The organism is Nonomuraea sp. NPDC054003 (assembly GCF_055585125.1).
Genome location: NZ_JBVJKR010000001.1, coordinates 728,659 through 753,820 on the forward strand (window position 1 = coordinate 728,659; position 25,162 = coordinate 753,820).

A 25,162-nucleotide genomic window follows, 5' to 3' on the forward strand; every position below is an offset into this window, starting at 1 on the left:
AACGAGGTATGGGCATGATCCGATCCCTGCTCGCCGTGGCGGCGGTCCTGTTACCCGCGCTCGTCTTCCCGGCGCCCGCCTCCGCCGCGCCGTCGCGCTGCGGCGACCCGGCGGTGACCACGTACGGGCCCGCCTCGGTGACGGCCGCCATCGTCGGCGCCGCCGTCCACGAGGGCCGCGCCTACCTCGTCAGCCGCGGCCCCAAGCCGCCGGTGCTGGCCGAGCTCGACCTGGCCACGCGCAAGGTGATCAGAAGCGTCACGCTGCCCGACGGACCGGCCACGGGCGAGCCCGAGGGCGGCTGGGCGGTCGCCGTGTCCGGCGGCAAGGTGTACGTCGGCACGTATCCGGTGCCCGACCTCTACAGCTTCGACATCGCCACCGGCGAGGTGGCGCACCTGCACTCCTTCGGCGCCGTCGGCGGCTTCGTGTGGAGCCTGGCCGCGGCCCCCGACGGCACGCTCTACGCCGGCACCTCCTCCGACGGCCGTGTCTGGGAGTACGTCCCGGGCAGCGGCGCGGTCCGCAGGTTCGGCGTGCTGGCCCCGGGCGAGCACTACGTCCGCGCGGTGGCGGCCGACGACACCCACGTGTACGCCGGCCTGCTGGAGAAGCGGCTCCTCATGCGGATCGACCGCGCGAGCGGCGAGATCAGGCAGCTCGCCGACGCGGGCGCGGCGTTCGGGGTGGTCACGCTCAACGGCGACCGGGTGCTCGCGGCCGCCGGCGGCGAGCTCATCGACGTCCGCAAGGACGGCACGGACCTGCGGCGCGTCACCGTCGAGTCCGGCCTGCTCGACGCCCTGACCGTGACCGCCGACGGCACCGTCTACGCCGCCTCGCGCCCCGACGGCACCGTCTACCGCTACCGGACCGGCGACACCGCGCTGACCCGCGTGGTGGACCCGCCGTCCTACGGGGACGAGACCCGCCTGCTCCACGTGACCGGCGAGGACACCCTGCTGTCGTTCGCGGGCAGCGGCGGACTGTGGTCGCTGGACGCCCGCACCGGCGCCGCCGAGTTCACCGACCTGATCGACGCGGGGATGCCGGCCGGCGCCGAACGGCCGCAGAGCATGGTGCTCGTCCCCAACCGGGCCCTGTACGTCGGCGGCCACTTCGCCATGGACGTCCGCGCGCTCCGCACCGGCGAGCAGCGCAGGATCCGCGTCCCCGGCGAGCCCAAGGCCATGGTCAGGCACGGGAACAAGATCTACGCCGCCATGTACCCCACCGGCGAGATCGTCTCCGTCGACATCCGCACCGACGAGGTGCGCAGCCTCGGCTACCTGGGCCACGAGCAGAAGCGGCCCTGGGACATCGAGTACGACCCGCGCACCGGCAAGCTCCTGGTCGCCACCTCGTCGCTGTCGGCGTCCATCCCCGGCGCGCTGTCCGTCGTGGACCCCCGCACCGGCGAGGCTGACGTCTACCAGGACGTCATCCCCGGCCAGAACCTCATGAGCCTGTCACTCGACGCGGACGAGGGCGTGGTCTACCTGGCCGGCGACGTGTTCGGCACGAGCACGCCGACCGCGTCCATCGCCGCCTTCGACCTGCGCACCCGCACCGTCCTGTGGCAGGCCGACCCGGTGCCGGGCCACCGCACCTTCCAGGACGTCCTGGTGCACGACGGACTCCTGTACGCGTCGTACAAGCGGGACTCCGGCGCCTGGATCGCCCTGGACCCGGCCACCCGGCAGATCGTCAAGCAGGGCAGACTGTCCGGGTACGGCGAGCTGACCGTGCACCGCGGGCGGGTCTTCGCCTCGGTGTTCCGGGAGGGAGGCAACGCCTACGAGCTCGACGCGGAGCGCGGCGCCACGCTGCTCGCCACCGGTCTCGGCGACGAGTGGCACACCAACCCGCAGCTCCACTTCGAGCCCGGCTCCTGGCACGCCTGGGCGATAGCGGGCCGCGACCTGGCGCGGATCCGGCTGGACCCGCGCTGCCCCGCCTTGACGGTTCCCACTCCCGGGTCTTAGATTTCGGTCTGTGCCGAAATTGATCGTGGACGCCCACCGGCTGGCCGGCCCCGTGCCGTTCGACGACCTGCCGGTGGACCCGCGGCCCGACCTGGACCGTCTGGGCATCGCCAGGGCGCTGGTGACGCACACCCTCAGCCTCTACTCCGACGCGGAGGCGGGCAACGACGCCCTCTTCGCGCTCGGCGACCCCCGGCTCGTCCCGGTGCCCGTCGTGGTGCCCGGCGTGCCGGGGGCGTGCGCGCCCGCCACGCCGGACGCCGTGCGGGCGTGGGGGGTGGGCATGGTGCGGCTCTGCCCGGAGCGCCACCGGTTCGACCTGACCGGCCCGGTCGCGCTCCGCTGGCTCGCCGCCCTGGGCGCGGGGGCGGCGCCCGGCCCGGCCGTCGCCGTCGACCTCGACGAGACCTCGACGGCGCAGCTCCGCACCCTCGCCGAGCGGCTGCCCGGCCTGCGGATCCTCGTGCTCAACCCCGGCTACCGCCGCCTGCGCGCGCTGGCCGAGCTGATGGCCGAGGCGCCGGGCGTCTGGGTGGAGACCGGCACGGTGAACACCCAGGGCGGCGTGGAGTGGCTGGCCGAGCGGTTCGGCGCGGAGCGCCTGGTGTTCGGCACCGGCGCCCCCGTGGCCGACGACTGCGGCCCGCGCTTCCTCCTCGACCACCTCGGCCTGACCCCGCGCGAGACCGGCCTGATCGCGGCGGGCTCCCTGGAAAGGCTGCTCGGAGGCCGCCCATGATCCTCGACGCGCACGGCCACGTCGGCACCTGGCCCGACTTCCTCATCCCCGACCCCACCGCCGGCGGCCTGGTCGCCGCCATGGACCGGATCGGCGTCACCGCCATGGGCATCAGCCACCTGCTCGCCGTCGGCCCCGACGCCGGGCGCGGCAACCGGCTGGCCCGCGAGATCGCCGAACGGCACCCCGGCCGGTTCGGCGTCTGGCAGGTCTACAACCCGCACCACCGCACCCCGCTGTCGCTCGACGGCGTGTGGGGCGTCAAGCTGCACCCGGACGTCCACCAGTGCCGCCTCGACGACCCTCGGTACGACCCGGTCTGGGAGCTCGGCCTGCCGGTGCTCTCCCACGGGCAGACGGACTCTCCGTGGAGCGACCCTGAACAGTTCGCCACTGTCGCCGCCCGGCATCCGGACGTGCCGATCCTCATGGGCCACACCGGCCTGTGGCCGTCCGGGTTCGCCCGCGCCGCCCGCCTCGTGGCCGGCCATCCGAACGTGTTCCTGGAGGTGTGCGGCTCCAAGTCGACCGGCCGCTGGATCGCCCGCCTGGCCTCGCTGGCGGGGGCGGAACGGGTGGTCTTCGGCTCGGACGCCTGCTTCCTCGACCTCAGGATCGGCTACGGCCGCGTCGCCCTGGCTCCCCTCGCCCCCGCCGACCGCGCCCTCATCCAGGGCGGCAACCTGGCCCGCATCCTGGGCCCGCGCCTCCCCTGACCCCCGCCGCACCCCGAGAGCGCGGAGGACCGGCGGGAGACGCCAGGCCGCCCCGCGCTCGCCCACGCCGGAACCCCCGCCCGTACCGAAACCCGCGCCGAAGAAGGGACCTCCCGTGACGCTCGCGATCCACGGCGGCTCGCCGGTCCGCACCGACCCCTGGCCCGCGTGGCCGCCGCCGCTCGACCCCCGTCAGCGCGAGCTCGTCATGGACGTGCTGGAGAGCGGGCGGTGGGGCGCCACCCAGGGCGGCTCCGCGGTCACGGACCTGGTCGCCGCGTTCGCCCGCGCCGCCCGCGTCCCGTACGGGGTCGCCGCGGGCAACGCCACGCTGGGCCTGTTCGCCGCGCTCAAGGGCCTGGGCGTGGGCCGCGGCGACGAGGTGATCGTGCCCGCCTACACCTTCGTCGCCTCGGCCACGGCCGTGCTGCTCACGGGCGCGGTCCCGGTGATCGCGGACGTGGACCCGGCCCACCTCCACCTGTCACCGGATGCCGTACGAGAGGCGCTCACCCCCAGGACGGCCGCCGTCATGCCCGTCCACCTGGCCGGCAGCCCTGCCGACATGGACCCGATCACCGACCTCGCCGCCCGGCACGGCCTCACGGTGGTCGAGGACGCCGCCCAGGCACACGGCGCCGCCTACAAGGACCGGCCGGTGGGCGGGCTGGGCGACGCGGGCGTGTTCAGCTTCCAGTCCAGCAAGGCCATGACGGCGGGGGAGGGCGGGCTCGTCGTCTGCCGGGACGAGTCCGCGTACGAGGCGATCTGGTCGGTGTGCAACGTCGGCCGCCGCCCCGGCGGCCAGTGGTACGGCCACCCCTCGGTCGGCTGGAACCTGCGCCTCACGGAGATCCAGGCCGCGCTCCTGCTGCCGTGGCTGGACCGGCTGGACGACGAGCTCGCCCGCCGCGCCGCCTTCTGCGCCGCGCTCGAACGCGAGCTGGCCGGCCTGCCGGTGACGATGCTGGGGCCGCCGCCGGGCACGACGCGGGACTCGCGGCACCTGGCCATGCTGCGGATCGGCGTGCCCGTCGAGCGCGGTTTCCTGCTGTCCGCCATGGCCGCCGAAGGGGTGCCGCTGGACGCGGGATACCCGCCGCTCGGCACCATGGCCGCGCTCGTCGCGGAGGGCGCCAGGACCGGGCCGTGCCCCGCCGCCGACGAGGCGGCCGCCGGCGTGGTGTGGGTGCGGCAGGCGATGCTCATGGACGACCCGGCCCGCGCCGCCGACATCGCGGAGGCCCTGGCCAAGGTGCTGAAATCCTGAGCGCCGCGCCGCGTCCCGGGCGCGAATCTACTTTGTAAAGGCGTCGGCAGGCGATGCGTCGCCTATAGGACCGTCGTCAACCCGGCGCGTCACCCATGGGGCCACCGCCGGGAGGCGCCGTGGAGACGATCAGGTCGGCGCGGGCGCGCGTGCCGTCGGCGGCGAACCAGGCGCGTTCGGCCTCGAACCACACCCGCCACCGCTCTTCCAGCCCCGGCCCGTCGCGCTCCAGCACCCGCCGGAGCCGGATGTCGTCGGGCGCCTCCAGCCAGATGCCGTAGGCGAGCAGATCGGCGGCGGACTTCCTGGCCGTGCCCACGCCTTCGATGATCAGCACCGGCGCGACGGGAACTGCCACCGGCTCGGCGTAGGCGCCGCGAACCCAGTCATAGCGTCGGAAACCGCCGGGCCGTCCCTGCCGGAGCGGTTCGAGAACCTGGTCGAAGAGGGCGGCGAACCAGGTGGCGGGGCCTTCGTGCCAGGGTACGGGGAAGTCGTCGGCGTGCACGGCCTGGCAGCCGAGCGTGGCCGCGAGCGCGTTGGCGTACGTGGTCTTGCCGGACCCCGCGGGGCCGTCGACGGCGACCAGCCGAACCGTGCCGCATGACGGGGGGAGCGCCCGGATGCGGCGGGCCAGGGATTCCACGGGCCCAGGGTAGATGACTGGGGTGGTGGGGCTGAGACAATGTGCTCCCGCTCCGACCCGCACGCAGGAGGTTGACGTTGCCCGGACCCCTCGGTGACATCGTGGTGCTCGATCTGTCGCGGGCTCTGGCGGGCCCTCATGCCGCGCAGATGCTGGGTGATCTGGGCGCGCGGGTGATCAAGGTGGAGCATCCGGAGGGCGGGGACGAGTCGCGCGGCTGGGGCCCGCCCTTCGTAGGTCCGGGTCACGAAATATCGACATACTTCCTGGCGGCGAACCGCAACAAGCAGTCCATCGCCGTCGACCTGAAGACCCCGGAGGGCAAGGACCTGGTCGAGCGCCTGGTCCGGCAGTGCGACGTGCTGGTGGAGAACTTCCGCACCGGCGTGCTCGACCGCCTGGGCTTCACGGCCGACCGGCTGCACGAGCTGAACCCGCGCCTGGTGATCCTGTCGATCACCGGGTTCGGCCACGACGGGCCGGAGGGCGGCCGCCCCGGCTACGACCAGATCGCCCAGGGCGAGGCCGGGCTGATGTCGCTGACCGGCCCGTCGCCTGACGAGCCCTACCGCGTCGGCGCCTCGATCGCCGACCTGCTGGCGGGCATCCACGGCGCGTACGGGGTGGTGGCCGCGCTGTACGAGCGGGAGCGTACGGGCGAGGGGAGAGTGGTGCGCACGTCGCTGCTGGCGGCGGTCACCGGCGTGCACTCCTACCACGGCACGGCCTGGACCGTCGGCGGGAAGGTGCCGGGGGCCAACGGCAACCACCACGCCTCGATCGCCCCCTACGGCGCCTTCCGGTGCGCCGACGGGATGCTGCAGATCGCGGCGGCGAACGACGGCCAGTGGAGAAAGGTGGCCGAGCTACTCGACATCGATCCTGATATGGCGAAATATGCCAGCAATAGGGACAGATTCGCGCACCGGGATGAGCTGATCGCCGACATGGAGAAGGTCCTGGGCGCCCACGACCGCGCCCACTGGCTGGCCAGGCTGGGCGAGGCCGGGGTGCCGGCGGGGGCCATCCGCTCGATCGACGAGGTCTACGCGTGGGACCAGACCCGCTCCCAGGGCCTGCTGGTCGAGGTGGACCACCCGGTGCTGGGCAGGATCGAGCTGCCGGGGCCGCCGCTGCGCTTCGACGGGCTGACGGGGATGCGCCACACCGCGCCGCCGATGCTCGGCCAGGACGAGGAGGCCGTGCTGAACTGGCTCCAAGAGCGTGAGCGATGATCAGGTTCCGCCCGCGGGCCGACACGAAGGAGCGATGGTGAGCCGTCCGGACGCGCGCACGATGATCGAGACGGTCCTCGACAGAGGGTCGTGGCGGTCATGGGACGCGCCGCCCGCCGAGCCGGCCGAGCCGGGCTCCTCCTACGCCGAGGAACTGGCCGCGGCGCGGGCCAAGTCCGGCTACGACGAGGCTGTGGTGACGGGGGAGGGGCTGCTGGGCGGCCGCCGGGTGGCGGTGGTGGCGTGCGAGTTCTCGTTCATGGCCGGGTCGATCGGGGTGGCGGCGGCCGAGCGGCTGGTCACGGCGGTCGAGCGGGCCACCAGGGAGCGGCTGCCGCTGCTGGCCGCCCCGGCGTCGGGCGGCACCCGGATGCAGGAGGGCGCGCTGGCCTTCGCGCAGATGATCAAGATTACGGTGGCCGTGCAGGAGCACCGGGCGGCCTGCCTGCCGTTCGTGGTCTACCTGCGGCATCCGACGACCGGCGGGGTGTTCGCCTCGTGGGGCTCGCTCGGTCACGTCACGGCGGCGGAGCCGGGCGCGCTCATCGGGTTCCTCGGGCCGCGCGTGTTCGAGTCCCTGTACGGCTACTCGTTCCCGTCGGGCGTGCAGGTGGCGGAGAACCTGTACGAGAACGGCCTGATCGACGCGGTGGTGCCGGCCGAGGACGTGCGCGAGGTGGCGATCCGGGCGCTCGGCGTGCTGACGGCCGGCGGCGAGCGGGTCCCGGCCGGCGAGGAGCCGGAGGAGGACCTGCGGCCGGTCGAGGCGTGGGAGGCGATCACCCGGTCGCGCCGCGACGACCGGCCGGGCGTGCGCGAGCTGCTGAAGCTGGCCGCCACCGAGGTGACCCCGCTCAGCGGCAGCGGCGCGGGCGAGAACGAACCGGGGCTGGTGCTGGCGCTGGCGAGGTTCGGCGCGGCCCCGGCCGTGGTGCTGGGGCAGGACCGGCGGGGCCAGCGGGCCCGCTCGCCGCTCGGCCCCGGCGGGCTCCGGGTGGCCAGGCGCGGCATGCGGCTGGCCGAGGAGCTGCGGCTGCCGCTGGTGACGGTGATCGACACCGCCGGCGCGGCGCTGTCGAAGGCGGCCGAGGAGGGCGGCCTGTCCGGCGAGATCGCACGCTGTCTCGCCGAGCTGGTCATGCTGGACGCGCCGACGGTCTGCCTGCTGCTGGGCGAGGGCGCGGGCGGCGCGGCGCTGGCGCTGCTGCCGGCCGACCGGGTGCTGAGCGCCCAGCACGCGTGGCTGTCGCCGCTGCCGCCCGAGGGCGCCTCGACGATCCTCTACCGCAGCGTCGACTTCGCCCCCGAGATCGCCCAGGCCCAGCGCGTGCGCGCCACCGACCTGCGCCGCGACGGCATCGTGGACCGGGTGATCCCGGAACGCCCGGACGCCGCGTACGAGCACCACGCCTTCAGCGAGCGGGTGGGGCGGGCTCTGGAGTACGAGATCGCCATGCTGCTGCGGCGGAGCCCGGCGGACCGCAAGGCCGTCCGGCTGGAGCGCTACCGCAACCTGGGCGGCTAGTTGGCAGACATTGCCAGTGAAAGACCGTTTCCTGCGTCATTAGTGTGAACCCCGGGTATGCCGTTCGACGCGGTTGCACTGGTGAGAAGGGGCGCGGGATGCCGGATCCGATTGACGTGCGCAAGGTGCCGATCGAGAGCGTCACGGACGCCTCGGGGCTGGAGCGGCTCATCGACGACGGGGTGATCGAGGCGCGGCGGGTGCTCGCGGTGATCGGGAAGACCGAGGGCAACGGCGGCGTGAACGACTACACCCGCATCCTGGCCGATCGGGCGTTCCGCGACGTGCTGTCCGCCAAGGGTCATCCGGCGCCGGAGAGCGTGCCGCTGGTCTGGTCGGGCGGCACCGACGGGGTGCTCAGCCCGCACGCGACGATCTTCGCGAGCGTGGACCCGGCGTCGGCGCCGCCGTCGGACGAGCCGCGGCTGTCGGTCGGCGTGGCGATGAGCGAGGTGATCCTGCCGGAGGACATCGGCAGGCCGGCCATGGTGGAGAAGGTCGCGGCGGGCGTGCGCGAGGCCATGAAGATCGCCGGCATCGACGACCCGCGCGACGTCCACTACGTGCAGACCAAGACGCCGCTGCTGACGCTGGCCACGATCACCGACGCCAAGAGCCGCGGCGAGGACACCGCGATCGAGGAGACGGGCCCGTCGATGGACCTGTCGAACTCGACCACCGCGCTGGGCATCGCGGTCGCGCTCGGCGAGATCGACATGCCGCGCGCCGACCAGATCCACAAGGACCTCTCGCTGTATTCGTCGGTGGCGTCCTGCTCGTCCGGCGTCGAGCTGGACCGGGCGCAGATCGTGCTGGTGGGCAACGTGCGCGGCATCGGCGGCCGCTACCGCATCGGCCACAGCGTCATGCGCGACGCGCTCGACGCCGACGGCATCTGGGAGGCGATCCGCGACGCGGGCCTGCCGCTGCCGGACCGTCCCCACCACTCCGACCTCGGCGGGCGGCTGGTCAACGTGTTCATGAAGTGTGAGGCCGACCCGTCGGGCCGGGTGCGCGGGCGGCGCAACATCATGCTCGACGACTCCGACGTGCACTGGCACCGCCAGATCAAGGCGACGGTCGGCGGCGTGGCCGCGGCGGTCACCGGCGACCCGGCGGTGTTCGTGTCGGTGGCCGCCGTGCACCAGGGCCCGTCGGGCGGCGGCCCGGTCGCGGCCATCGCCGACCTGGGCGCCGACCTGGGCGCCGACCTGGGCGCCGACCTGGGCGCCGACCTGGGCGCCGACCTGGGCGCCGACTAGCCCGAGAGCCGCTTGAGCCGGGTCACCGCCTCGTCGATGACCTCGTCCTTCTTGCAGAAGGCGAACCTGACGAAGGGGCGGCCCCGCTCGGCGTGCTCGTAGAACACCTGGGTGGGGATGGCGACGACGCCGGCCAGCTCGGGCAGCCGGCGGGTGAGCGCGACCCCGTCGTCGAACCCGAGCGGCCGGATGTCGGTCTGCACGAAGTAGGTGCCGGCCGGGCGGAACACCTCGAACCCGGCCGCCGCCAGCCCCTCCATGAGGCGGTCGCGCTTGTCCTGCAGCGAGGCGCGCAGCGCCGCCACCCACTCGCGCTCGTGCCGCAGCCCGTAGGCCACCGCGGCCTGCCAGGGCGCGCTCGCGGTGAAGGTGAGGAACTGCTTGACCGTCTGCACGGCGCCCACGAGCGGGGCCGGGGCGCAGATCCAGCCGGTCTTCCAGCCGGTGACGGAGAACGTCTTGCCCGCCGAGGAGATCATCACGGTGCGCTCGCGCATGCCCGGCAGCGTGGCCAGCGGGACGTGCTCCACGCCGTCGAACGTCAGGTGCTCGTACACCTCGTCGGTGACGGCGATCAGGTCGTGCTCGCGGCACAGCTCCGCGACGAGCGTCAGCTCCTCGCGGGTGAAGACGGTGCCGGTCGGGTTGTGCGGCGAGTTGACCAGGATCACCCGGGTGCGCGGGGTGATCGCCGCGCGCAGCTCGCCGGGGTCGAACGCGAACCGCCCGCCGTCCGGGCGGAGCGTCACGCCGACCAGCCGCGCCTGGGCGAGCGCGATCGAGGCCGCGTACGAGTCGTAGTAGGGCTCGAAGGCGATCACCTCGTCGCCCGGCTCGCACAGCGCCAGGATCGCGGCCGCGATGGCCTCGGTGGCGCCGACGGTGACCAGGATCTCGCCGTCGGGGTCGTAGGAGAGGCCGTAGTGCTCCTCGCGGTGCTCGGAGACCGCCTGCCGGAGCTCCGTGACGCCGGGGCCCGGAGGATACTGGTTGGCGCCGGAGCGGATCGCGTGCACGGCGTGGTCGAGCATGGCGGCAGGGCCGTCGGTGTCGGGGAAGCCCTGGCCCAGGTTGATCGCTCCGGTCCGCACGGCTAGCGCGCTCATCTCGGCGAAGATGGTGGTGCCGAAGGAGCGCATCCTGGAGACAAGTGGTTCCGTCACATGTTCACAGTAAGGTGTCGGCCGGGCGGGCCGACGCGCGCGGGCCGGGTCACGGAGTTCCCTCAGTAGGGTGGTTCACCTGAGTTCCCCATCGCGTATTCGTGAGCTGGACGCTCTCCGCGGTTTCGCGGTGGGCGGCATCATGCTGGTCAACACGTGGCAGCACGCCGCCAAGGAGACCTACACCGGGATCGACTGGACGGTCGAGTCCTTCTTCCAGAGCCGGTTCTACCCGATCTTCTCGCTGCTGTTCGGCATCAGCTTCGTGCTCTACCTGCAGCGGGCCGGGCGGTGGTCGCTGCTGTCGCGCCTGCTCTGGCTGATGGTCTTCGGGCTGGTCCAGCACATCTGGTACCCGGGCGAGGTGCTCACCGACTACGCCTTCTACGGGCTGATCGTGCTGCTGCCCGCCTCGTTCCTGTGGCGCGGGGTGCCGGTGCTGCTGCTCGGGCTGGGCGTGACCGCGTGGGGGGTGATGGCGGGCGGCGGGGTGCTGCTCATCCCGGGGATGTTCCTCGTCGGCATGGCGCTGATGCAGCTGCGGCCGCCGCGGGAGCTGCTGCTGCCCGCCTTCGGGGTGAGCGCGGTGTGCGGCGTGCTGCTCTCCGCGGCGGCGTCGTTGTCCGGCGACTGGACGCTCTACACCCTCGGCGCGCTGGCCGGCGCGGCCGCCTACTCGACCGGGCTGGTCCTGGTGCTGCGGCCGTGGCTGTCGGCGGTGCTGGAACCGCTGGGCAGGATGGCGCTGACCAACTACGTGACGGGCACGCTCGTCATCTTCTTCGCCGGCGGGCTGGTGGACGCCGATCCCACCCGCTGGTCCGTGCTCGCCGTGGCGGGCGTCACCGTGGCCGTGCAGGCGGTGTTCAGCCGGTGGTGGCTGCGCCGGTTCCGTTACGGGCCGCTGGAATGGATCTGGCGCATGCTCACCCGGTTCCGCCGCGTGCCCAACCGGCTAGAGTCGGGCCGTGACGAGAATCGCCCTCTGCCAGGTCCCGGTGTCACCTGACCCTTCGGTCAACCTCACACGGGTGCGTGAGGCGCTCGCCCGGGCCGAGGGCGCCGACCTCGCGATCTTCCCGGAGGCGACGCTCACGCGTTACGGCAAACGCATCACCGACCTGGCCGAGCCGCTCGACGGGCCGTTCGTCACCGGCGTGGCCGAGGCCGCCAGGCGGCACGGCGTGGCGGTGATCGCGGGCGTCTTCGAGCCCGGCCAGGGCCTGGTCCACAACACCGCCGTCGCGCTGGACGCCTCCGGCGAGCTCAGGGGCGCCTACCGCAAGATCCACCTGTTCGACTCGTTCGGCGCCAAGGAGTCGGGGCTGGTCGCGCCCGGCGCCGAGCCGGTCGTGGTCGAGCTGGCGGGTCTGCGGGTGGGGCTGGTCACCTGCTACGACATCCGCTTCCCCGAGCTGACCAGGGCGCTGGTCGACCAGGGCGCCGACATGTTCGCGGTGATCGCCGCCTGGGGCTCGGGGCCGCTGAAGGAGGACCACTGGGTGACGCTGGTGCGCGCCCGCGCCCTGGAGAACACCATGTGGACCGCCGCCGTCGGCCAGGCGCCCAACCCGGCCGAGTCGTCCGACGGTTACGGGGTGGGGCGGAGCATGCTGGTCGACCCGCTGGGCGTGGTCAGGGCCGACCTCGGCTCCTCCGCCGGGGTGCAGGTGGTGGAGCTCGACCCGGAGGTCACCGTCCGGGCCAGGTCCGCCCTGCCCTGCCTCGAACATCGCGTTCTCGGGGTCAACAGATCGTAAAGTGGTCATCGTGAGCGGAACGCAGATGCAGAAGGTGGTCCCGCCGCGTCTGCTCGTCCCCTACCTGTCGGGCAAGCGCACGGTCATCTCCGGTTACGTCTACCGCGTGCAGGACTGCGCGCGACTGACCACCCCACGCGACTTCTACCATGGCCTCGACCTGTCGTTCGACGGTTCGGAGCTGACCTCCGACGTGCCGGAGCTCTACGTGTTGCGCTGGCACGCCCGCGACGTCGACACCTACTCCGTCCCGTACGGCCCGCACATGGGCGGCGACTGGAGCGACGCGCCGCCGTTCGCCGGCAACGGGTTCACCACCTCGCGCGAGCACGTGGTGCCGCAGTTCCACACCGTCCCGATGCCGATCCCGGCCGGCGCGCGGATCATGCATGTCACCGGCTCGGGCGAGCGGCCGTTCGCCGAGTACGACGGGCTGACGTGGCGGCCTTCGGCATGAGCGAGGAGATCACGCCGGTCGCGTCCGGCTTCGTCGCCCGGTTCGGAGAGCTGACGCTGCCCGCGGCGCTCGGGCCCGACGACCGGGTCGTGCTGCTGAGCGAGGAGGAGCTCGACGGGTTCGAGTCCGCCTCCGGCTACTGGCGGCGCACAGTCGCCCGTTCCGAGCTGGAGTGGCTGGTGCTCATCCGCACGGTCGGCACGTTCGGCGGGGAGCCCTGCATCGTGCTCGACGAGGACGACGACGGCCTCCACATCGCCTACACCGGCCACAGCGGGATGAAGGCCGAGGCGCTCGGCTACTGGATGGTCGATCATGGCGCCTACGAGGTCGTGGTGCCGCGCGAGGAGGTCTTCTCCATCCGCGTCGAGCGCATCCCGGTGCCGTAGGGTCCCTGATGTGATACGTGAAGCCCACGTCAACGGGATCCGGCTGGTCTACCGGGAAGAGGGCGATCCGGCGGCGCCCGCGCTGGTGCTGCTGCACGGCCGGACCGCCGACCACAACGACTGGAACGGCTTCACCCGCCACTTCGCCGGCCGCTACCACGTGCTCGTCCCCGACCTGCGCGGCCACGGCGCCAGCGACTTCCCCGGCACCTACCCCATCCCGGAGATGGCCGAGGACGTCGCCGCCCTGCTCGACCTGCACGACGCCGCGACCGCCACGGTGATCGGCCACTCGCTCGGCGGCATGGTCGCCTACCACCTGGCCATGCGCCACCCCGAGCGGGTGACGCGGCTGGTGGTGGAGGACTCGGCGCTGCCCGTGCCGATGCGCGACCGGCCGGTCCTGGTCGAGGACGACTCCACCGGCTTCGACTGGCGCATGATGCACGACACCGAGCGGCAGTTCCTGCACCCCGACCCGGCCTGGCTCGACGGGCTGGCCCGGATCACCGCGCCGACCCTGGTGATCTCGGGCGGGCAGGCCAGCCCGTTCCGCGCCGACCTGCTGGCGGCGCGCATCCCCGGCGCCCGCCTGGTCACCATCGAGGCCGGTCACCTGGTGCACACCACCGAGCGCGTGGCCTTCCGGCAGGTGGTCGACGACTTCCTGGACGGTTAGTCCAGGCACGCACGGAACACGGCGGTCAGCCGCGTCACCAGCTCGTCGCGCCGCACCGGCGTGACCGGGCCCATGAGCTGACGGAACTGCCCGATGCCCATGATGAGCGCGGTGGCGATGGCGGCGCGCAGCTCGGCCTGCCCGCCGTCCAGCCGGGCGGTCAGCGGCTCCAGCAGGGCGGTGCGCACCCGGTCGGCGGCGAGCGTGCCGATCTCGGCGCTGGAGGCCGATCGGGTCAGCGTCGCCAGCACCGGGTTGTCGGAGTCGGAGCCGAGCCGGTCGGCGACGTACTCGGCCAGCCGCACCGCCAGGTCGCCGCCGCCGTCGCCGAGGACGCCGGGGAAGCGCCCCTGCTCGGCCAGCACCTCCGCGAACAGCTTCCGCTTGGAGCCGAAGTAGCGGTTGATCAGCGCCACGTTCGCGTGTGCCTCGGCGGCGAGCATGCGCATCGTCACCTGGTCGTAGCCGTTCTCGGCGAACAGGTGGCGGGCCGCGTCGAGGATGCGCCGCCGGGTCCCCTCCCGGCTCCTCGGTCTCATGCTCACGACAATAGCCATGCGCATCCTGGGCCGATATCGGCCACTATGGCCGAGGTGACCGGAATGTCATTATGATCGGCAAGGATGACAAGGGTGGGAACGAAGCTCGGCGATCACATGCGGGGCCGGGTGGGGACGTTCGGGCTGATGGCCCCCGCCATCGCGCAGAGCTCCGTGGGCGCGGGCGTGGCGTGGCTCGTCGCCACCCAGTTGCTCGGCCACGTCCGGCCGTTCTTCGCGCCCATCGCGGTGCTCATCAGCGTCGGCATCGGGCTCGGCCAGCGGCTGCGCCGGGTGGCCGAGCTGGTGGTGGGCGTCAGCCTCGGCGTCGGCGTGGGGGACCTGCTGGTGGCCTGGATCGGGTCCGGGCCGTGGCAGATCGCGCTCGTGGTGGCGCTGGCCATGACGACCGCGGTGCTGCTCGACAGCGGGGCGCTGTTCGTGGCGCAGGTCGCCTCCTCCGCCGTGCTCGTCGCGGCCGTGCTGCCCGGCGACGACATGGGCGGCCTGGACCGGATGGTGGACGCGCTCGTCGGCGGCGCCGTGGGCCTGGCCGCGGTCGCGCTGATGCCGGCCAGCCCGCTCGCCCTCGCGGCCAAGCACGCCTCCGGGGTGCTGGACGCGCTGTCCACCGCGCTGGAGCAGGCGGCCGAGGCGATCGAGAAACGCGACGCCGACCTGGCCGCCGAGGCGCTGGAGGAAGCGCGCGGCACGCAGGCGGTGGTGGCGGAGTTCGAGCAGGCGCTGGAGACCAGCAAGGAGATCATCCTGATCTCGCCGATGCACTGGCACCGGCGGGCCATCCTGGCGCGGTACGAGACCGCCGCCGAGCCGGTCGACCACGCGCTCAGGAACGCCAGGGTGCTGGCCCGGCGCACGATCGCCGCCCTCGGCGAGCCGCAGCCGCCGCCGGCGTCGCTGGCCGAGTCCATGCGCGAGGTGTCGGAGGCGGCGCTGCTCCTCCAGCTGGAGCTGGGGGCGGGCCGCGAGCCCGTGCTCGCCCGGCAGGCCCTGCTGGCGGTGGCCACCCGGCAGCGGCCCGACGACGGCGTCGGCTTCTCCTCCGCGGTGATCGTGGCGCAGCTGCGGTCGATCGTCGTCGACCTGCTGCGGGCGACCGGATCCGACCAGGAGGAGAGCTCCGCGGCACTGCCGCCGGTGGCCGGCTGACGGCCGCGTGCGGGTTCCCTCGTCCCCCGACGGGTAGAAGAGCGCAGTCAACGGCTCTGACCAGGGAGGACGACCGATGAGCACGCCCGACGAGAACGCCCCGAAGACCGACGCCGAGCCGCTGCTGGAGCCGGCGGAGGACGACCGCGAGCCGGTGGAGGAGCCCGGCAGGGAGCCCAGGACCCAGGGCAGGGCGGCGATGGAGCGGGCCATGCGCGAGTCGGGCAAGGGCCTCGACGACCTGACATGAGCCTTGTGCCGCCGAGCGGCTGCTGGATCTCAAGGACGGGATGCGGGAGAAGGTGGCGGCGCACGACCCGCTCATCCCGTGGGCCGGGCGGCCGCCCGCGCGCTCCAGTCTTCCGGCGAGGAACGCCGCACGCTCCGGGGACGAGGGCGGGGCAGCGTCCGGATAGGGTCGGAGGCGTGCTGACCATTCCCGATCCCCTCGACGCCGGCGACGACGGCAGCACGCCGCCGCTGGTGAGCGCCGCGCTGGCCGCCTACCAGGCCGGCGCCGCGGGGCCCGAGCGGGTGCTCAACGCGCTCGGCGAGAGCCGGCTGCTGGTGCCCGTCGTCGCCCTGCTGACCTCGTCCGAGATCGGGGCGCACGGCGTGCGGCAGGAGAAGGAGAGCGAGATGGCGCTCCCCAAGCTGGTCGGCAAGGACGGGCGCGAGGCGGTGCTGGCCTTCACCGGCACCGAGCCGCTGCGCCTGTGGCGGCCCGACGCCCGGCCCATCCAGGCCACGACGCTTCAGGTCTGCCGCGCCGCCGCCGCCGAGGGCGCCGCCGCCGTGGTCGTCGACGTGGCCGGGCCGGTCCAGTTCGTGATCGAGGGCGAGGTGCTCCGCGCCCTGGCCGCGATCGAGTCCGGCACCCTCGACGGCCTCACCGTGGCCAGACCCGAGCCGGCCAGGAAGCGCGGCTGGTTCGCCAGAAAGGTCGCCCGCGGGCGCTAGCGACCAGCACGCGGTCCCAGGTTCCCGACCGGCGGTCCCGGCGCCTGGAAGGCGACAGCTGACAGCAGCCGGTCTCGACTGCACTGTGGCCGGTGGTGGTCAGGTGCCCGATCCCGGCCCCTGGAAAGCGAGAGCTGGCAGCGGGCGGTCTCGGCTTCGCCGCGGCCGGTGGTGGCCAGGTGTCCGGTCCCGGCTTTTCCGGCGGGGCGGGCCGTCGCGCATTAGAGTGCGGCGCGTGCTCGTACACCCGGTGGTGGAGGCCCTCTCGCCGGACGCCCTCGTGCTCGCCGGACCGTCCTGGCTCGCGCTCGCCGCCCTCGTACTGCTGGGGGTCGTGGCGGGGCGTTATGTGCGGACGCTCGCCGGGGCGTTCGAGCAGGAACCGGCCGACGCGCGCGCCGAGGGGCGCGGGGCGCTCCTGGCCACTCTGCGCACGGTGCCCGTCCCCGCCTGGCCGCCCACGTACGAGCTGATCACCGCCGTCGTGCTGACGCTGGTGGTGTGGCGGGCCGGATGGCCGTACGCGTACGCGGCCGTCGCCGGGACGGCGCTGGCCGCGGTCGACTGGCGCACCACCCGGCTGCCCGACGTGATCACGCTGCCCTCGTACCCGATCCTCGCGCTCACCCTGCTGCCCACCGGCGAGCCGGCCAGGGCGCTGCTCGGCGGGCTCGCGCTGGCCGCCTGCTACGGGCTGCTCTGGCTGATCAGGCCCGCCGACCTGGGCCTCGGCGACGTCAAGCTGGCCGGGCTGATCGGCATGGCGTGCGCCGCGGCCGGTTGGCAGGCGTGGGTCGTCGCCGCCGTCGGCGGGCAGCTGCTCGGCGCGCTCTACGCGATCCTGCTGCTGGTCACCCGGCGCGGCGACCGGCGCACCGAGTTCCCGTTCGGTCCTTTCATGCTGCTCGGGGCGTTCGCCGCGCTCTGTCTCCAGCCCTGAACGTCTCCGTCGATGAAAGTCTCGATCCCGGAACGTCTCGGCAGGTGAACGCGCGGACGTCGCACCCGGCCGCGCATGGAAGACTTGGACTCATGTTGCGCTGGTTGACCGCCGGAGAGTCCCACGGCCCTGAGCTCGTCGCCATCCTGGAGGGCCTGCCCGCAGGCGTCGAGGTGACCACGGCCGCCATCGACGAGGCCCTGCGCCGCCGCCGTCTCGGCTACGGCCGCGGCGCCCGGATGAAGTTCGAGCAGGACGAGGTGACGATCGTCGGCGGAGTCCGCCACGGCCGCACCATCGGCAGCCCCGTGGCCATCCGCATCGGCAACACCGAGTGGCCCAAGTGGGAGAAGGTCATGGCCGCCGACCCGGTCGATCCGGCCGAGCTGGAGGGCCTGGCCCGCAACGCGCCGCGCTCCCGGCCCCGCCCCGGCCACGCCGACCTGGCCGGCATGCAGAAGTACGGCTTCGACGACGCCCGCCCCGTCCTCGACCGGGCCAGCGCCCGCGAGACCGCCGCCCGCGTCGCGCTCGGCGAGGTCGCCAGGCGCTTCCTGAAGCAGGCGCTCGGCGTCGACCTCCTCAGCCACGTGACCTCCATCGGCGGCGTCCAGAGCCCCGCCACCACTCTGCCCGGCCCCGGCGAACTGGCCCGCATCGACGCCGACCCGGTCCGCTGCGCCGACCCGGACGGGAGCGCCGCCATCGTCGAGCGCATCGACCGGGCCCACAAGGACGGCGACACCCTCGGCGGCGTCGTCGAGGTCCTCGCCTACAACCTGCCGCCCGGCCTCGGCAGCTACACCCACTGGGACCGCCGGCTCGACTCCCGCCTCGCCGCCGCCCTCATGGGCATCCAGGCGATCAAGGGCGTGGCGGTCGGCGACGGCTTCGAGACCGCGCGCAGGCCCGGCTCCGAGGCCCACGACGAGATCGAATACACCTCCGAAGACGGCGTGCGGCGCCTCACCAACCGCGCCGGCGGCGTCGAGGGCGGCATGACCAACGGCGAGATCCTGCGCGTCAGCGCCGCCATGAAGCCCATCTCCACCGTCCCCAGGGCGCTGGCCACCATCGACGTCAAGACCGGCGAGGCGGCCAAGGCCCACCACGAGCGCTCCGACGTGTGCGCCGTGCCGGCCGCCGGCGTCGTGGCCGAGGCGATGGTCGCGCTGGTGCTGGCCGACGCGGCGGTGGAGAAGTTCGGCGGCGACTCCGTCGAGGAAGTCGCCCGCAACCTGTCCGGCTACCTCTCATCCATGGTGATCAAATGATCAAGGCCGTGCTGATCGGCCCGCCCGGGTCCGGCAAGACGACCGTGGGCCGCCTGCTCGCCGAGCGCCTCGGCGTCACCTTCCGCGACACCGACGCCGACGTGGAGGCCGTCGCGGGCAAGCCCGTCAGCGACATCTTCATCGAGGACGGCGAGGAACACTTCCGCGAGCTGGAGCTGGAGGCGGTGCGCAGGGCGCTGGCCGAGCACGACGGCGTCCTGTCCCTCGGCGGCGGCGCAGTGCTGCGCGAGGAGACCCAGGCCATGCTCGACGGCCGCCCCGTCGTCTACCTCCAGGTCGGCCTGGCCGACGCGGTCCAGCGCGTCGGCCTCGGCTCGGCCAGGCCGCTGCTCGTGCTCAACCCGCGCAGCCGGCTGAAGAAGCTCATGGAGGAGCGGCGGCCCGTCTACGAGCGGCTCGCCGTGCTCACCGTGGCGACCGACAAGCGCGAGCCCGCCGAGCTCGCCGACGAGATCGTGGAAGGGCTGGGCCGATGACCGCGGCTACCCGCATCACCGTGAAGGGCGAGAGCCCGTACGACGTCGTGGTCGGCACCGGGGTCCACGGCGAGCTGCCCGGCCTGCTCAGGCCCGGCGTCTCCACCGTCGCGGTGATCCACCCCGAGAGCCTGCCGGAGCTGGCCCGCCCCGTCACCGCCGTCCTGGCCGGCGCCGGTTACGACGTGGTGGCGCTGCCGGTGCCCGACGGCGAGGCGTGCAAGACCGCGGAGGTGGCCGCCGGCCTCTGGTCGGCGTTCGGCCGCCACGGCATGACCCGGTCCGACGCGGTCGTCGGCGTCGGCGGCGGGGCGACCACCGACCTGGCCGGGTTCGTGGCCGCCACCTGGCTGCGCGGCGTCCAGGTGGTGCTGGTGCCCACGACGCTGCTCGCCATGGTCGACGCCGCGGTCGGCGGCAAGAACGGCATCGACACCCCCGAGGGCAAGAACCTCGTCGGCACCTTCCTGCCGCCTGCCGGGGTGCTGTGCGAGCTGTCGGTGCTCGACGGCATGCCCCGCGCCGATTACGTGGCCGGCCTGGCCGAGATCATCAAGGGCGGGTTCATCGCCGACCCCGTCATCCTCGACCTGGTCGAGGCCGACCCCGAGGCCGCCGCCCGGTCCGGCGGGCCCCACACCCGCGAGCTGATCGAGCGCAAGATCCGGGTCAAGGCCGAGGTCGTCGGCGCCGACCTGCGTGAGTCGGGCCTGCGCGAGATCCTCAACTACGGCCACACGCTCGCCCACGCCATCGAGCGGGCCGAGCACTACCGGATGCGCCACGGCGAGGCCGTCGCCATCGGCATGATGTACGCGGCCGAGCTGTCCAGGCTCGACGGCCGCGCCGACCTCGTCGAGCGCACCCGGGCCATCCTCACCTCGGTCGGCCTGCCCACCGGCTACCACGCCGACGCCTGGCCCCGGCTGCGCGACCACATGCGCCTCGACAAGAAGAACCGCGGGGCCAAGCAGCGCTTCGTCGTCCTCGACGAGCTGGCCATGCCCGCCCGGCTGGAAGGCCCGCCCGAGGAGCTCCTGGAGGACGCGTACAAGGTCATCGGGCGGTCATGAAACGGGCGCGCGCCGGGGTGGCGGCGCGCGCGGGCGCGGCCGAGCCACTACAGTCGTGGGGCCCACGCCGCAGCACGAGAAACGCGGAGATGAACATCAGGTCATGAGGCATTACGGCTCCTTCGTCGCTCTCGGTGACAGCTTCACCGAAGGCCTGAACGACCCCGGCAGCAACGGCCACTTCCGCGGCTGGGCCGATCGCGTCGCCGAACGGCTCGCCCTGGACGATTCGTCCTTCCGCTACGCCAACCTGGCGGTGCGCGGCAGGCTGCTCGACCAGATCGTCGCCGACCAGGTGCCGCAGGCGGTCGAGATGTCGCCCGACCTGGTCAGCCTCTGCGCCGGCGGCAACGACCTCCTGCGTCCCGGCAGCGACCCGGACGTGATGGCCAAGAAGCTCTCCGGCGCGGTCCGCGCGCTGCGCGCCACCGGCGCGGACGTGCTGCTGTTCACCGGGGTCGACCCGCGTGACACGCCGCTGATGCGCCGCCTGCGCGGCCGCTTCGCCATCTTCTACCTGCACATCCGCTCGATCGCCGACCTCTACGGGTGCCGGCTGGTCGACCAGTGGTCGATGCAGGGGCTGCGCGACTGGCGGGCGTGGAGCCCGGACCGCCTCCACATGAACGCCGACGGTCACCGCCTGGTGGCGGCCCGCGTCCTCGACGTCCTCGGCGTGCCGTTCGACGAGTGGCACAAGGTGTGGCCGGAGCGCGTCGTCGACCCCCGCGCCCGCCGCCGCGAGGACGCCCAGTGGATCCGCGAGTATCTCGTCCCGTGGGTGTCGCGCCGCGTCCGCGGCGTCTCCTCCGGCGACGGGGTGTCTCCCAAGCGTCCGGAGCTGTCTCACTGGACGGTGTAGAACCCCGCTCACATCCCGGAGGATTTCTGCCCGGCGGCCCGCTCAGCTGTTGAGTCTGGCCGCCTGCATGGCGCTCAGCCGCCGCACGAACCGAGCGGTGACGATCGCCGTCGGCACGACCGCCATGTGCAGGGCCAGGCTGGCCCAGCCGGCCGGCGTGAACTCGTATATCCGGTAGAGGTCGTTGTCCTCCCTGCGTTCGTACTGGGTGGCGAGGAGTGTCGTCCAGTCGATCCAGAAGAGGGGCCAGGTCAGGAACGTGACCAGCCACATGGCCCACCACGTGTGCAGGAGACCGGCCGGGGCTGTCGTGCGGCCGCGTCCGGGCGGGCTGGAGGCGTGCCAGACGTCGTCGGCGATCTGCTTGGGAAGCCACAGGCCGGCGATGGGGATGAACCAGGCGTATACCGCCATGGAGGGGCGGTAGCGCAGCCGGCCAGGCGCGAACTGTTCGGCGACGACTCGTACCCGGAAGAACCAGAGCACCCAGCACGCCGTCAGCGCCAGGCCGGAGACGATCTGGGCCACCCACGTGATCGTGCTGATCAGCTCGTCGGACTCGTGAAGGTCGCCGTAGGTCTCCACCGAGCGCCACCGCCCCGCGTCGTCGGCGATGTCGAACTGGTGAACCACCGTGCTCACGGAGACCACGGCGAAGAGGGTAAGGAGCACATAGACGGCGATCTGGTAGGCGGCGGCATGGGACCCCGGGTCGCGGCCGCGCATGAGGCGGCGTTCGTGGACCAGCAAGGGCTGGGGTGCCCGCGGCTGATCCGCGTGCACGGGTGGTGGTGGCGCCGTCGTCCGGGGGTGGCCACCGCCGGTCCCGGTGGCCGGGTCATGGAGGGCGGTCAGTGCCAGGGTCCGCCGCTCGGCGATGACCTGGGTGAGCGCCTCAGGCAGCCACCGGCCCTGGCCGGGCGAGGCGAGCGCGGTGAGCCGGGCCAGCACGTGCTCCAGGCCGGGCCGGGCGGCGGGGTCCTTGGCCAGGCAGGCCGCCACCAGAGCGGCGAGCGGGGCGGGCACGCCGCGCAGGTCGGGGTCGCCGTGCACGACCCGGAAGACGACCGCGTGGACGGGCCCCGTCCCGAAAGGGCTGCGGCCGGTCGCGGCGAAGGCGAGCACGCAGCCGAGCGAGAACACGTCCGAGGGCGGCCCGACCTTCTGGGCCATGGCCTGTTCGGGGGACATGAACGCGGCGGTGCCCAGCACGGTGGAGGTCTGGGTGTGGCTCGTGGCGTCCAGGGCGCGGGCGATGCCGAAGTCGATCAGGCGGGGCCCGTCCTCGGCGAGGATGACGTTGGCGGGTTTGAGGTCGCGGTGCACCATCTCGCAGGCGTGCACGGCGGCGAGTCCTTCGGCCAGCCCGGCTCCCAGCACCGCGGCCGACTCCAGGGGGAGCGGCCCGTGCTCTTCGACGGCCTGGTGCAGGGAAGGACCCGGGATGTAGGCGGTGGCCAGCCACGGCCGGGCGGCCTCGGTGTCGGCGTCCACGACCTGGGCGGTGTAGAACCCGCCGACCTTGCGGGCGGCCTCCACCTCGGAAGCGAAGCGGCGCCGGAAGTCCGCGTTGTCGGCCAGTTCGGGGCGCACCACCTTGACGGCCACCAGGCGCCCGCCCGGGGAACGGCCTAGGAACACCTGCCCCATCCCGCCCCCGCCGAGCCGTGCGTGCAGCCGATACGGGCCGATCTGGGTCGGGTCGCCGTCGCGTAGGGGGTTGGCCATGGCACCGCTTTCCGCGTTGAGATCTTGACAGTCGGTGTTGATGATCCCAAAAAGGCGCGTGTCCTGGAGGGGACTTTGACCCCCGGCGTCCCCGAAGACCGCCTCTACACCGACCGCGGCCGGCTACGACGGGAGGTTCGACGCTCTTCGCCGGAGTGACGGCGGGGAAGGCGGGCCGAAGGCTCGCTATCGGCGCTCAGCCCGAGGGGGTTCCCGAAAAGATCTTGACTGTAAACCTGAGGTTCAGTCGCCGGACGAGAGCCGGCGCAGGGCGGCGCGGGGAACCCCCGGGTCGGTGGTGCGCCAGAACGGCGGCAGCGAGCCCAGCAGGAAGCCGCTGTAGCGCGCCGTGGCGAGGCGCGGGTCCAGCACGGCGATCACGCCCCTGTCGTCCTGGGAGCGCAGCAGGCGCCCCGTGCCCTGGGCGAGGAGGAGCGCCGCGTGGGTGGCCGCGACCGTCATGAAGCCGTTGCCGCCCTTGGCGGCGACGTGTCGCTGCCTGGCCGAGGTGAGCGGGTCGTCGGGGCGCGGGAACGGGACGCGGTCGATGATGACCAGGCGCAGCGACGGCCCCGGCACGTCGACGCCCTGCCACAGCGACAGCGTGCCGAACAGGCAGGTCGGCTCGTCTTCCGCGAACTGCTTGACGAGCAGCATCGTCGAGTCGTCGCCCTGGCACAGCAGCGGCACGTCGAGGCGGTCGCGGAGGGCCTCGGTGGCGGCCTTGGCGGCGCGCATCGAGGAGAACAGGCCGAGCGTGCGCCCGCCGGCCGCCTCGATCAGCTCGGCGATCTCGTCGAGGTAGGCCTGCGGCAGGCCGTCGCGGCCCGGCTGCGGCAGGTGCTTGGCGACGTAGAGGATGCCCGCGCGGGGGTGGTCGAACGGGGAGCCGACGTCGATGCCCTGCCAGTCGTCGTCGGCGAGCCCCCACTGCCGGGCCATGCCGTCGAAGCTGCCGCCGAGCGCCAGCGTGGCGGAGGTGAGCACGACGGTGCGGTCGCCGAAGAGCTTGTCGCGGAGCATGCCGCCGACGTTGAGCGGGGCGACGCGGAGGGTCGGCGGGCGGCGGTCGGTGCCGCCGTCGAGCCACACCACCTCGGCGCGGTCGGACTCCGAGGCGTGCCCGTAGGCCTCCAGCATGCGCACGGCCGTGTCGTGCACCTCGTCCAGCGCGGTGAACGCGGCCTTGCGCTGGCCCGCCCTGTCGGGGTCGTCCTTGTCGCCGCCGCGCGGCCCGAGCGCGGTGAGGCAGCGGGCCGCGCTGTCGCGGACGAGCGCGAGCGTCAGCCCGAGCACCTCGGGCAGCTCGTCGACGCGGCCCGGCGGTGCGGCGGCCAGCAGTGCCTTGAGGTCTTCGCTCGCCTCCATCAGCTGGTCGGCGACCGGCTGGTCGATCAGGCGGCCCACCCGGCGCACCGCGAGGGCGACGGTGGTCTCCGACAGCTCGCCGGTGACCACCGAGGTGACCCGGTCGACCAGCTCGTGGGCCTCGTCGACGACGACCAGCCGATGCTCGGGCAGCACCGGCAGGTCGCCCATCGCGTCGATGGCGAGCAGCGCGTGGTTGGTGACGACCACGTCGACCTCGCCCGCGCGCGCCTTGGCCAGCTCGGCGAAGCACTCGGCGCCGCTGGGGCACCGGCTGGCGCCCAGGCACTCCTGGGCGCTGACGGAGAACTGCCGCCAGGCCTGCTCGCTGACCCCGGGCACCAGCTCGTCGCGGTCGCCGGTCTCGGTCTCCTCGGCCCACTCCTGGATGCGCTGCACCATCCGGCCGGTCGCGCTCACGTCGCGGGCGTCGAACAGCTGGTCCTGCTCGTCCTCTTCGGGCCAGGCGGCGGTCAGCTTGTAGCGGCACAGGTAGTTGCGGCGGCCCTTGAGTATGGCGAACGTCGGCTCGTGCGGCAGCTCCTTGCCGAGCGCCTCGGCGAGCCGGGGCAGGTCGCGGTCGACGAGCTGGCGCTGCAGCGCGATCGTGGCCGTGGAGACCACCACGGGTTTGTCGGCGTCCATCGCGTGGCGGATCGACGGCACCAGGTAGGCCAGCGACTTGCCGGTGCCGGTGCCGGCCTGGACGGCCAGGTGGTCGCCGTCGTCGATGGCCTGCTGCACGGCCTTCACCATCGTGATCTGGCCTTGCCGCTCGGTCCCCCCGAGCGCGTCGACCGCGACGCTGAGCAGGGAGTCGGCTGACGGGAGATGGGAGTCCGGCACGGCAGTAAACGCTACCCGCATTCCGGCGCCCGTAGCGCCGGACGTGAGGTGATCGGCCATGCGCATCCCGGAATTCGCG

At 73.3% G+C, this 25,162-nt stretch carries 25 protein-coding genes; 20 read left to right on the forward strand and 5 right to left on the reverse strand.

All coding sequences use genetic code 11. From position 1 onward, the window contains the following. Positions 1-14 precede the first annotated feature (14 nt). The 4 genes from ACZ6YG_RS03045 (at position 15) to ACZ6YG_RS03060 (ending at position 4,710) form a co-directional block, all read left to right on the forward strand. On the forward strand, positions 15-1,985 hold the full coding sequence (locus ACZ6YG_RS03045; RefSeq protein ID WP_466017065.1) for an outer membrane protein assembly factor BamB family protein: 1,971 nt from the start codon (positions 15-17) through the stop codon (positions 1,983-1,985). Positions 1,986-1,995: 10 nt separating this feature from the next. Further along, complete coding sequence (locus tag ACZ6YG_RS03050) at positions 1,996-2,724, forward strand: amidohydrolase family protein (protein ID WP_397197536.1); 729 nt, start codon at positions 1,996-1,998, stop codon at positions 2,722-2,724. Further along, a complete protein-coding gene (locus ACZ6YG_RS03055) occupies positions 2,721-3,440 on the forward strand; it encodes an amidohydrolase family protein (protein WP_466017066.1) in 720 nt (239 codons plus the stop codon). The genes ACZ6YG_RS03050 and ACZ6YG_RS03055 overlap by 4 nt, the downstream gene beginning before the upstream one ends. Positions 3,441-3,555: 115 nt before the next feature. Further along, positions 3,556-4,710, forward strand: a complete 1,155-nt coding sequence (locus tag ACZ6YG_RS03060) for a DegT/DnrJ/EryC1/StrS family aminotransferase (RefSeq protein WP_466017067.1) — start codon at positions 3,556-3,558, stop codon at positions 4,708-4,710. Between the two features lie 76 nt (positions 4,711-4,786). Here ACZ6YG_RS03060 and ACZ6YG_RS03065 read toward each other — a convergent pair whose 3' ends face one another. Beyond that, a complete protein-coding gene (locus ACZ6YG_RS03065) occupies positions 4,787-5,356 on the reverse strand; it encodes a uridine kinase family protein (RefSeq protein WP_148030469.1) in 570 nt (189 codons plus the stop codon). Positions 5,357-5,433: 77 nt separating this feature from the next. On the opposite strand from ACZ6YG_RS03065, the gene ACZ6YG_RS03070 reads away from it, so the two are divergent. From ACZ6YG_RS03070 to bar, 3 genes are all read left to right on the forward strand, one after another. Then, a complete protein-coding gene (locus ACZ6YG_RS03070) occupies positions 5,434-6,591 on the forward strand; it encodes a CaiB/BaiF CoA transferase family protein (protein WP_466017068.1) in 1,158 nt (385 codons plus the stop codon). Positions 6,592-6,625: 34 nt separating this feature from the next. Then, positions 6,626-8,116: a carboxyl transferase domain-containing protein gene (locus ACZ6YG_RS03075; RefSeq protein WP_466017069.1), complete on the forward strand. Its 1,491-nt coding sequence runs from the start codon at positions 6,626-6,628 to the stop codon at positions 8,114-8,116. 98 nt (positions 8,117-8,214) lie between these two features. Continuing rightward, positions 8,215-9,378, forward strand: coding sequence for a barbiturase (gene bar / locus ACZ6YG_RS03080; protein WP_466017070.1), 1,164 nt, complete (start codon positions 8,215-8,217; stop codon positions 9,376-9,378). On the opposite strand, the gene ACZ6YG_RS03085 is transcribed toward bar, so the two are convergent. After that, entirely contained in the window at positions 9,375-10,541 is a 1,167-nt protein-coding gene (locus tag ACZ6YG_RS03085; protein ID WP_271274921.1) for a pyridoxal phosphate-dependent aminotransferase, read from the reverse strand. The two genes, bar and ACZ6YG_RS03085, sit on opposite strands and share 4 nt — an antisense overlap. A 142-nt stretch (positions 10,542-10,683) precedes the next feature. Between ACZ6YG_RS03085 and ACZ6YG_RS03090 the strand changes: the two genes are divergently transcribed. From ACZ6YG_RS03090 to ACZ6YG_RS03110, 5 genes are read left to right on the forward strand one after another with little or no spacing between them, the layout of a single operon-like run. Continuing rightward, complete coding sequence (locus ACZ6YG_RS03090) at positions 10,684-11,550, forward strand: DUF418 domain-containing protein (protein ID WP_271274920.1); 867 nt, start codon at positions 10,684-10,686, stop codon at positions 11,548-11,550. A gap of 22 nt (positions 11,551-11,572) precedes the next feature. Then, positions 11,573-12,301 (forward strand): carbon-nitrogen hydrolase family protein, encoded by a 729-nt coding sequence (locus tag ACZ6YG_RS03095; protein ID WP_466017071.1) that lies wholly within the window; start codon positions 11,573-11,575, stop codon positions 12,299-12,301. A gap of 10 nt (positions 12,302-12,311) precedes the next feature. Beyond that, entirely contained in the window at positions 12,312-12,758 is a 447-nt protein-coding gene (locus ACZ6YG_RS03100) for a hypothetical protein (protein ID WP_261808420.1), read from the forward strand. Further along, a complete protein-coding gene (locus ACZ6YG_RS03105; RefSeq protein WP_466017072.1) occupies positions 12,755-13,147 on the forward strand; it encodes a hypothetical protein in 393 nt (130 codons plus the stop codon). Before ACZ6YG_RS03100 ends, ACZ6YG_RS03105 begins: the two co-directional genes overlap by 4 nt. 10 nt (positions 13,148-13,157) lie before the next feature. Then, positions 13,158-13,826 carry an alpha/beta fold hydrolase gene (locus ACZ6YG_RS03110; protein WP_364229839.1) on the forward strand — a complete coding sequence of 223 codons (669 nt, stop codon included), beginning with the start codon at positions 13,158-13,160 and terminating at the stop codon, positions 13,824-13,826. Here ACZ6YG_RS03110 and ACZ6YG_RS03115 read toward each other — a convergent pair. Next, positions 13,823-14,365 carry a TetR/AcrR family transcriptional regulator gene (locus tag ACZ6YG_RS03115; RefSeq protein WP_187281053.1) on the reverse strand — a complete coding sequence of 181 codons (543 nt, stop codon included), beginning with the start codon at positions 14,363-14,365 and terminating at the stop codon, positions 13,823-13,825. The two genes, ACZ6YG_RS03110 and ACZ6YG_RS03115, sit on opposite strands and share 4 nt — an antisense overlap. A gap of 84 nt (positions 14,366-14,449) precedes the next feature. Between ACZ6YG_RS03115 and ACZ6YG_RS03120 the strand changes: the two genes are divergently transcribed. From ACZ6YG_RS03120 to ACZ6YG_RS03155, 8 genes are all read left to right on the forward strand, one after another. Further along, positions 14,450-15,535: an FUSC family protein gene (locus ACZ6YG_RS03120; RefSeq protein ID WP_187281054.1), complete on the forward strand. Its 1,086-nt coding sequence runs from the start codon at positions 14,450-14,452 to the stop codon at positions 15,533-15,535. A 76-nt stretch (positions 15,536-15,611) separates the two neighbouring features. Beyond that, positions 15,612-15,785, forward strand: coding sequence for a hypothetical protein (locus ACZ6YG_RS03125; protein WP_187281055.1), 174 nt, complete (start codon positions 15,612-15,614; stop codon positions 15,783-15,785). A gap of 176 nt (positions 15,786-15,961) precedes the next feature. Further along, positions 15,962-16,495, forward strand: a complete 534-nt coding sequence (locus tag ACZ6YG_RS03130) for an SseB family protein (protein WP_466017073.1) — start codon at positions 15,962-15,964, stop codon at positions 16,493-16,495. Between the two features lie 235 nt (positions 16,496-16,730). After that, positions 16,731-17,435 (forward strand): prepilin peptidase, encoded by a 705-nt coding sequence (locus tag ACZ6YG_RS03135; protein WP_466017074.1) that lies wholly within the window; start codon positions 16,731-16,733, stop codon positions 17,433-17,435. Between the two features lie 92 nt (positions 17,436-17,527). Next, positions 17,528-18,709 (forward strand): chorismate synthase, encoded by a 1,182-nt coding sequence (aroC, locus tag ACZ6YG_RS03140; protein ID WP_148030480.1) that lies wholly within the window; start codon positions 17,528-17,530, stop codon positions 18,707-18,709. Next, positions 18,706-19,206, forward strand: coding sequence for a shikimate kinase (locus tag ACZ6YG_RS03145; RefSeq protein ID WP_271274913.1), 501 nt, complete (start codon positions 18,706-18,708; stop codon positions 19,204-19,206). The genes aroC and ACZ6YG_RS03145 overlap by 4 nt, the downstream gene beginning before the upstream one ends. Continuing rightward, positions 19,203-20,279: a 3-dehydroquinate synthase gene (gene aroB, locus ACZ6YG_RS03150; RefSeq protein ID WP_466017075.1), complete on the forward strand. Its 1,077-nt coding sequence runs from the start codon at positions 19,203-19,205 to the stop codon at positions 20,277-20,279. The genes ACZ6YG_RS03145 and aroB overlap by 4 nt, the downstream gene beginning before the upstream one ends. Positions 20,280-20,382: 103 nt before the next feature. Beyond that, a complete protein-coding gene (locus ACZ6YG_RS03155) occupies positions 20,383-21,141 on the forward strand; it encodes an SGNH/GDSL hydrolase family protein (RefSeq protein WP_397197528.1) in 759 nt (252 codons plus the stop codon). A 42-nt stretch (positions 21,142-21,183) separates the two neighbouring features. On the opposite strand, the gene ACZ6YG_RS03160 is transcribed toward ACZ6YG_RS03155, so the two are convergent. Both ACZ6YG_RS03160 and ACZ6YG_RS03165 read right to left on the reverse strand, forming a co-directional pair. Continuing rightward, a complete protein-coding gene (locus tag ACZ6YG_RS03160; protein ID WP_466017076.1) occupies positions 21,184-22,869 on the reverse strand; it encodes a protein kinase domain-containing protein in 1,686 nt (561 codons plus the stop codon). A gap of 243 nt (positions 22,870-23,112) precedes the next feature. Then, complete coding sequence (locus tag ACZ6YG_RS03165) at positions 23,113-25,104, reverse strand: ATP-dependent DNA helicase (protein ID WP_466017077.1); 1,992 nt, start codon at positions 25,102-25,104, stop codon at positions 23,113-23,115. Positions 25,105-25,162: the final 58 nt, after the last annotated feature.

Bases quoted from the DNA above. Each gene is read 5' to 3' on its own strand.
- ACZ6YG_RS03165 (WP_466017077.1), bottom strand. From the start codon at position 25,104: ATGCGGGTAGCGTTTACTGCCGTGCCGGACTCCCATCTCCCGTCAGCC.
- ACZ6YG_RS03105 (WP_466017072.1), top strand. From the start codon at position 12,755: ATGAGCGAGGAGATCACGCCGGTCGCGTCCGGCTTCGTCGCCCGGTTC.
- ACZ6YG_RS03120 (WP_187281054.1), top strand. From the start codon at position 14,450: ATGACAAGGGTGGGAACGAAGCTCGGCGATCACATGCGGGGCCGGGTG.
- ACZ6YG_RS03055 (WP_466017066.1), top strand. From the start codon at position 2,721: ATGATCCTCGACGCGCACGGCCACGTCGGCACCTGGCCCGACTTCCTC.
- aroB (WP_466017075.1), top strand. From the start codon at position 19,203: ATGACCGCGGCTACCCGCATCACCGTGAAGGGCGAGAGCCCGTACGAC.
- ACZ6YG_RS03125 (WP_187281055.1), top strand. From the start codon at position 15,612: ATGAGCACGCCCGACGAGAACGCCCCGAAGACCGACGCCGAGCCGCTG.
- aroC (WP_148030480.1), top strand. From the start codon at position 17,528: ATGTTGCGCTGGTTGACCGCCGGAGAGTCCCACGGCCCTGAGCTCGTC.
- ACZ6YG_RS03160 (WP_466017076.1), bottom strand. From the start codon at position 22,869: ATGGCCAACCCCCTACGCGACGGCGACCCGACCCAGATCGGCCCGTAT.
- ACZ6YG_RS03115 (WP_187281053.1), bottom strand. From the start codon at position 14,365: ATGAGACCGAGGAGCCGGGAGGGGACCCGGCGGCGCATCCTCGACGCG.
- ACZ6YG_RS03155 (WP_397197528.1), top strand. From the start codon at position 20,383: ATGAGGCATTACGGCTCCTTCGTCGCTCTCGGTGACAGCTTCACCGAA.
- bar (WP_466017070.1), top strand. From the start codon at position 8,215: ATGCCGGATCCGATTGACGTGCGCAAGGTGCCGATCGAGAGCGTCACG.
- ACZ6YG_RS03145 (WP_271274913.1), top strand. From the start codon at position 18,706: ATGATCAAGGCCGTGCTGATCGGCCCGCCCGGGTCCGGCAAGACGACC.
- ACZ6YG_RS03090 (WP_271274920.1), top strand. From the start codon at position 10,684: ATGCTGGTCAACACGTGGCAGCACGCCGCCAAGGAGACCTACACCGGG.
- ACZ6YG_RS03045 (WP_466017065.1), top strand. From the start codon at position 15: ATGATCCGATCCCTGCTCGCCGTGGCGGCGGTCCTGTTACCCGCGCTC.
- ACZ6YG_RS03075 (WP_466017069.1), top strand. From the start codon at position 6,626: ATGGTGAGCCGTCCGGACGCGCGCACGATGATCGAGACGGTCCTCGAC.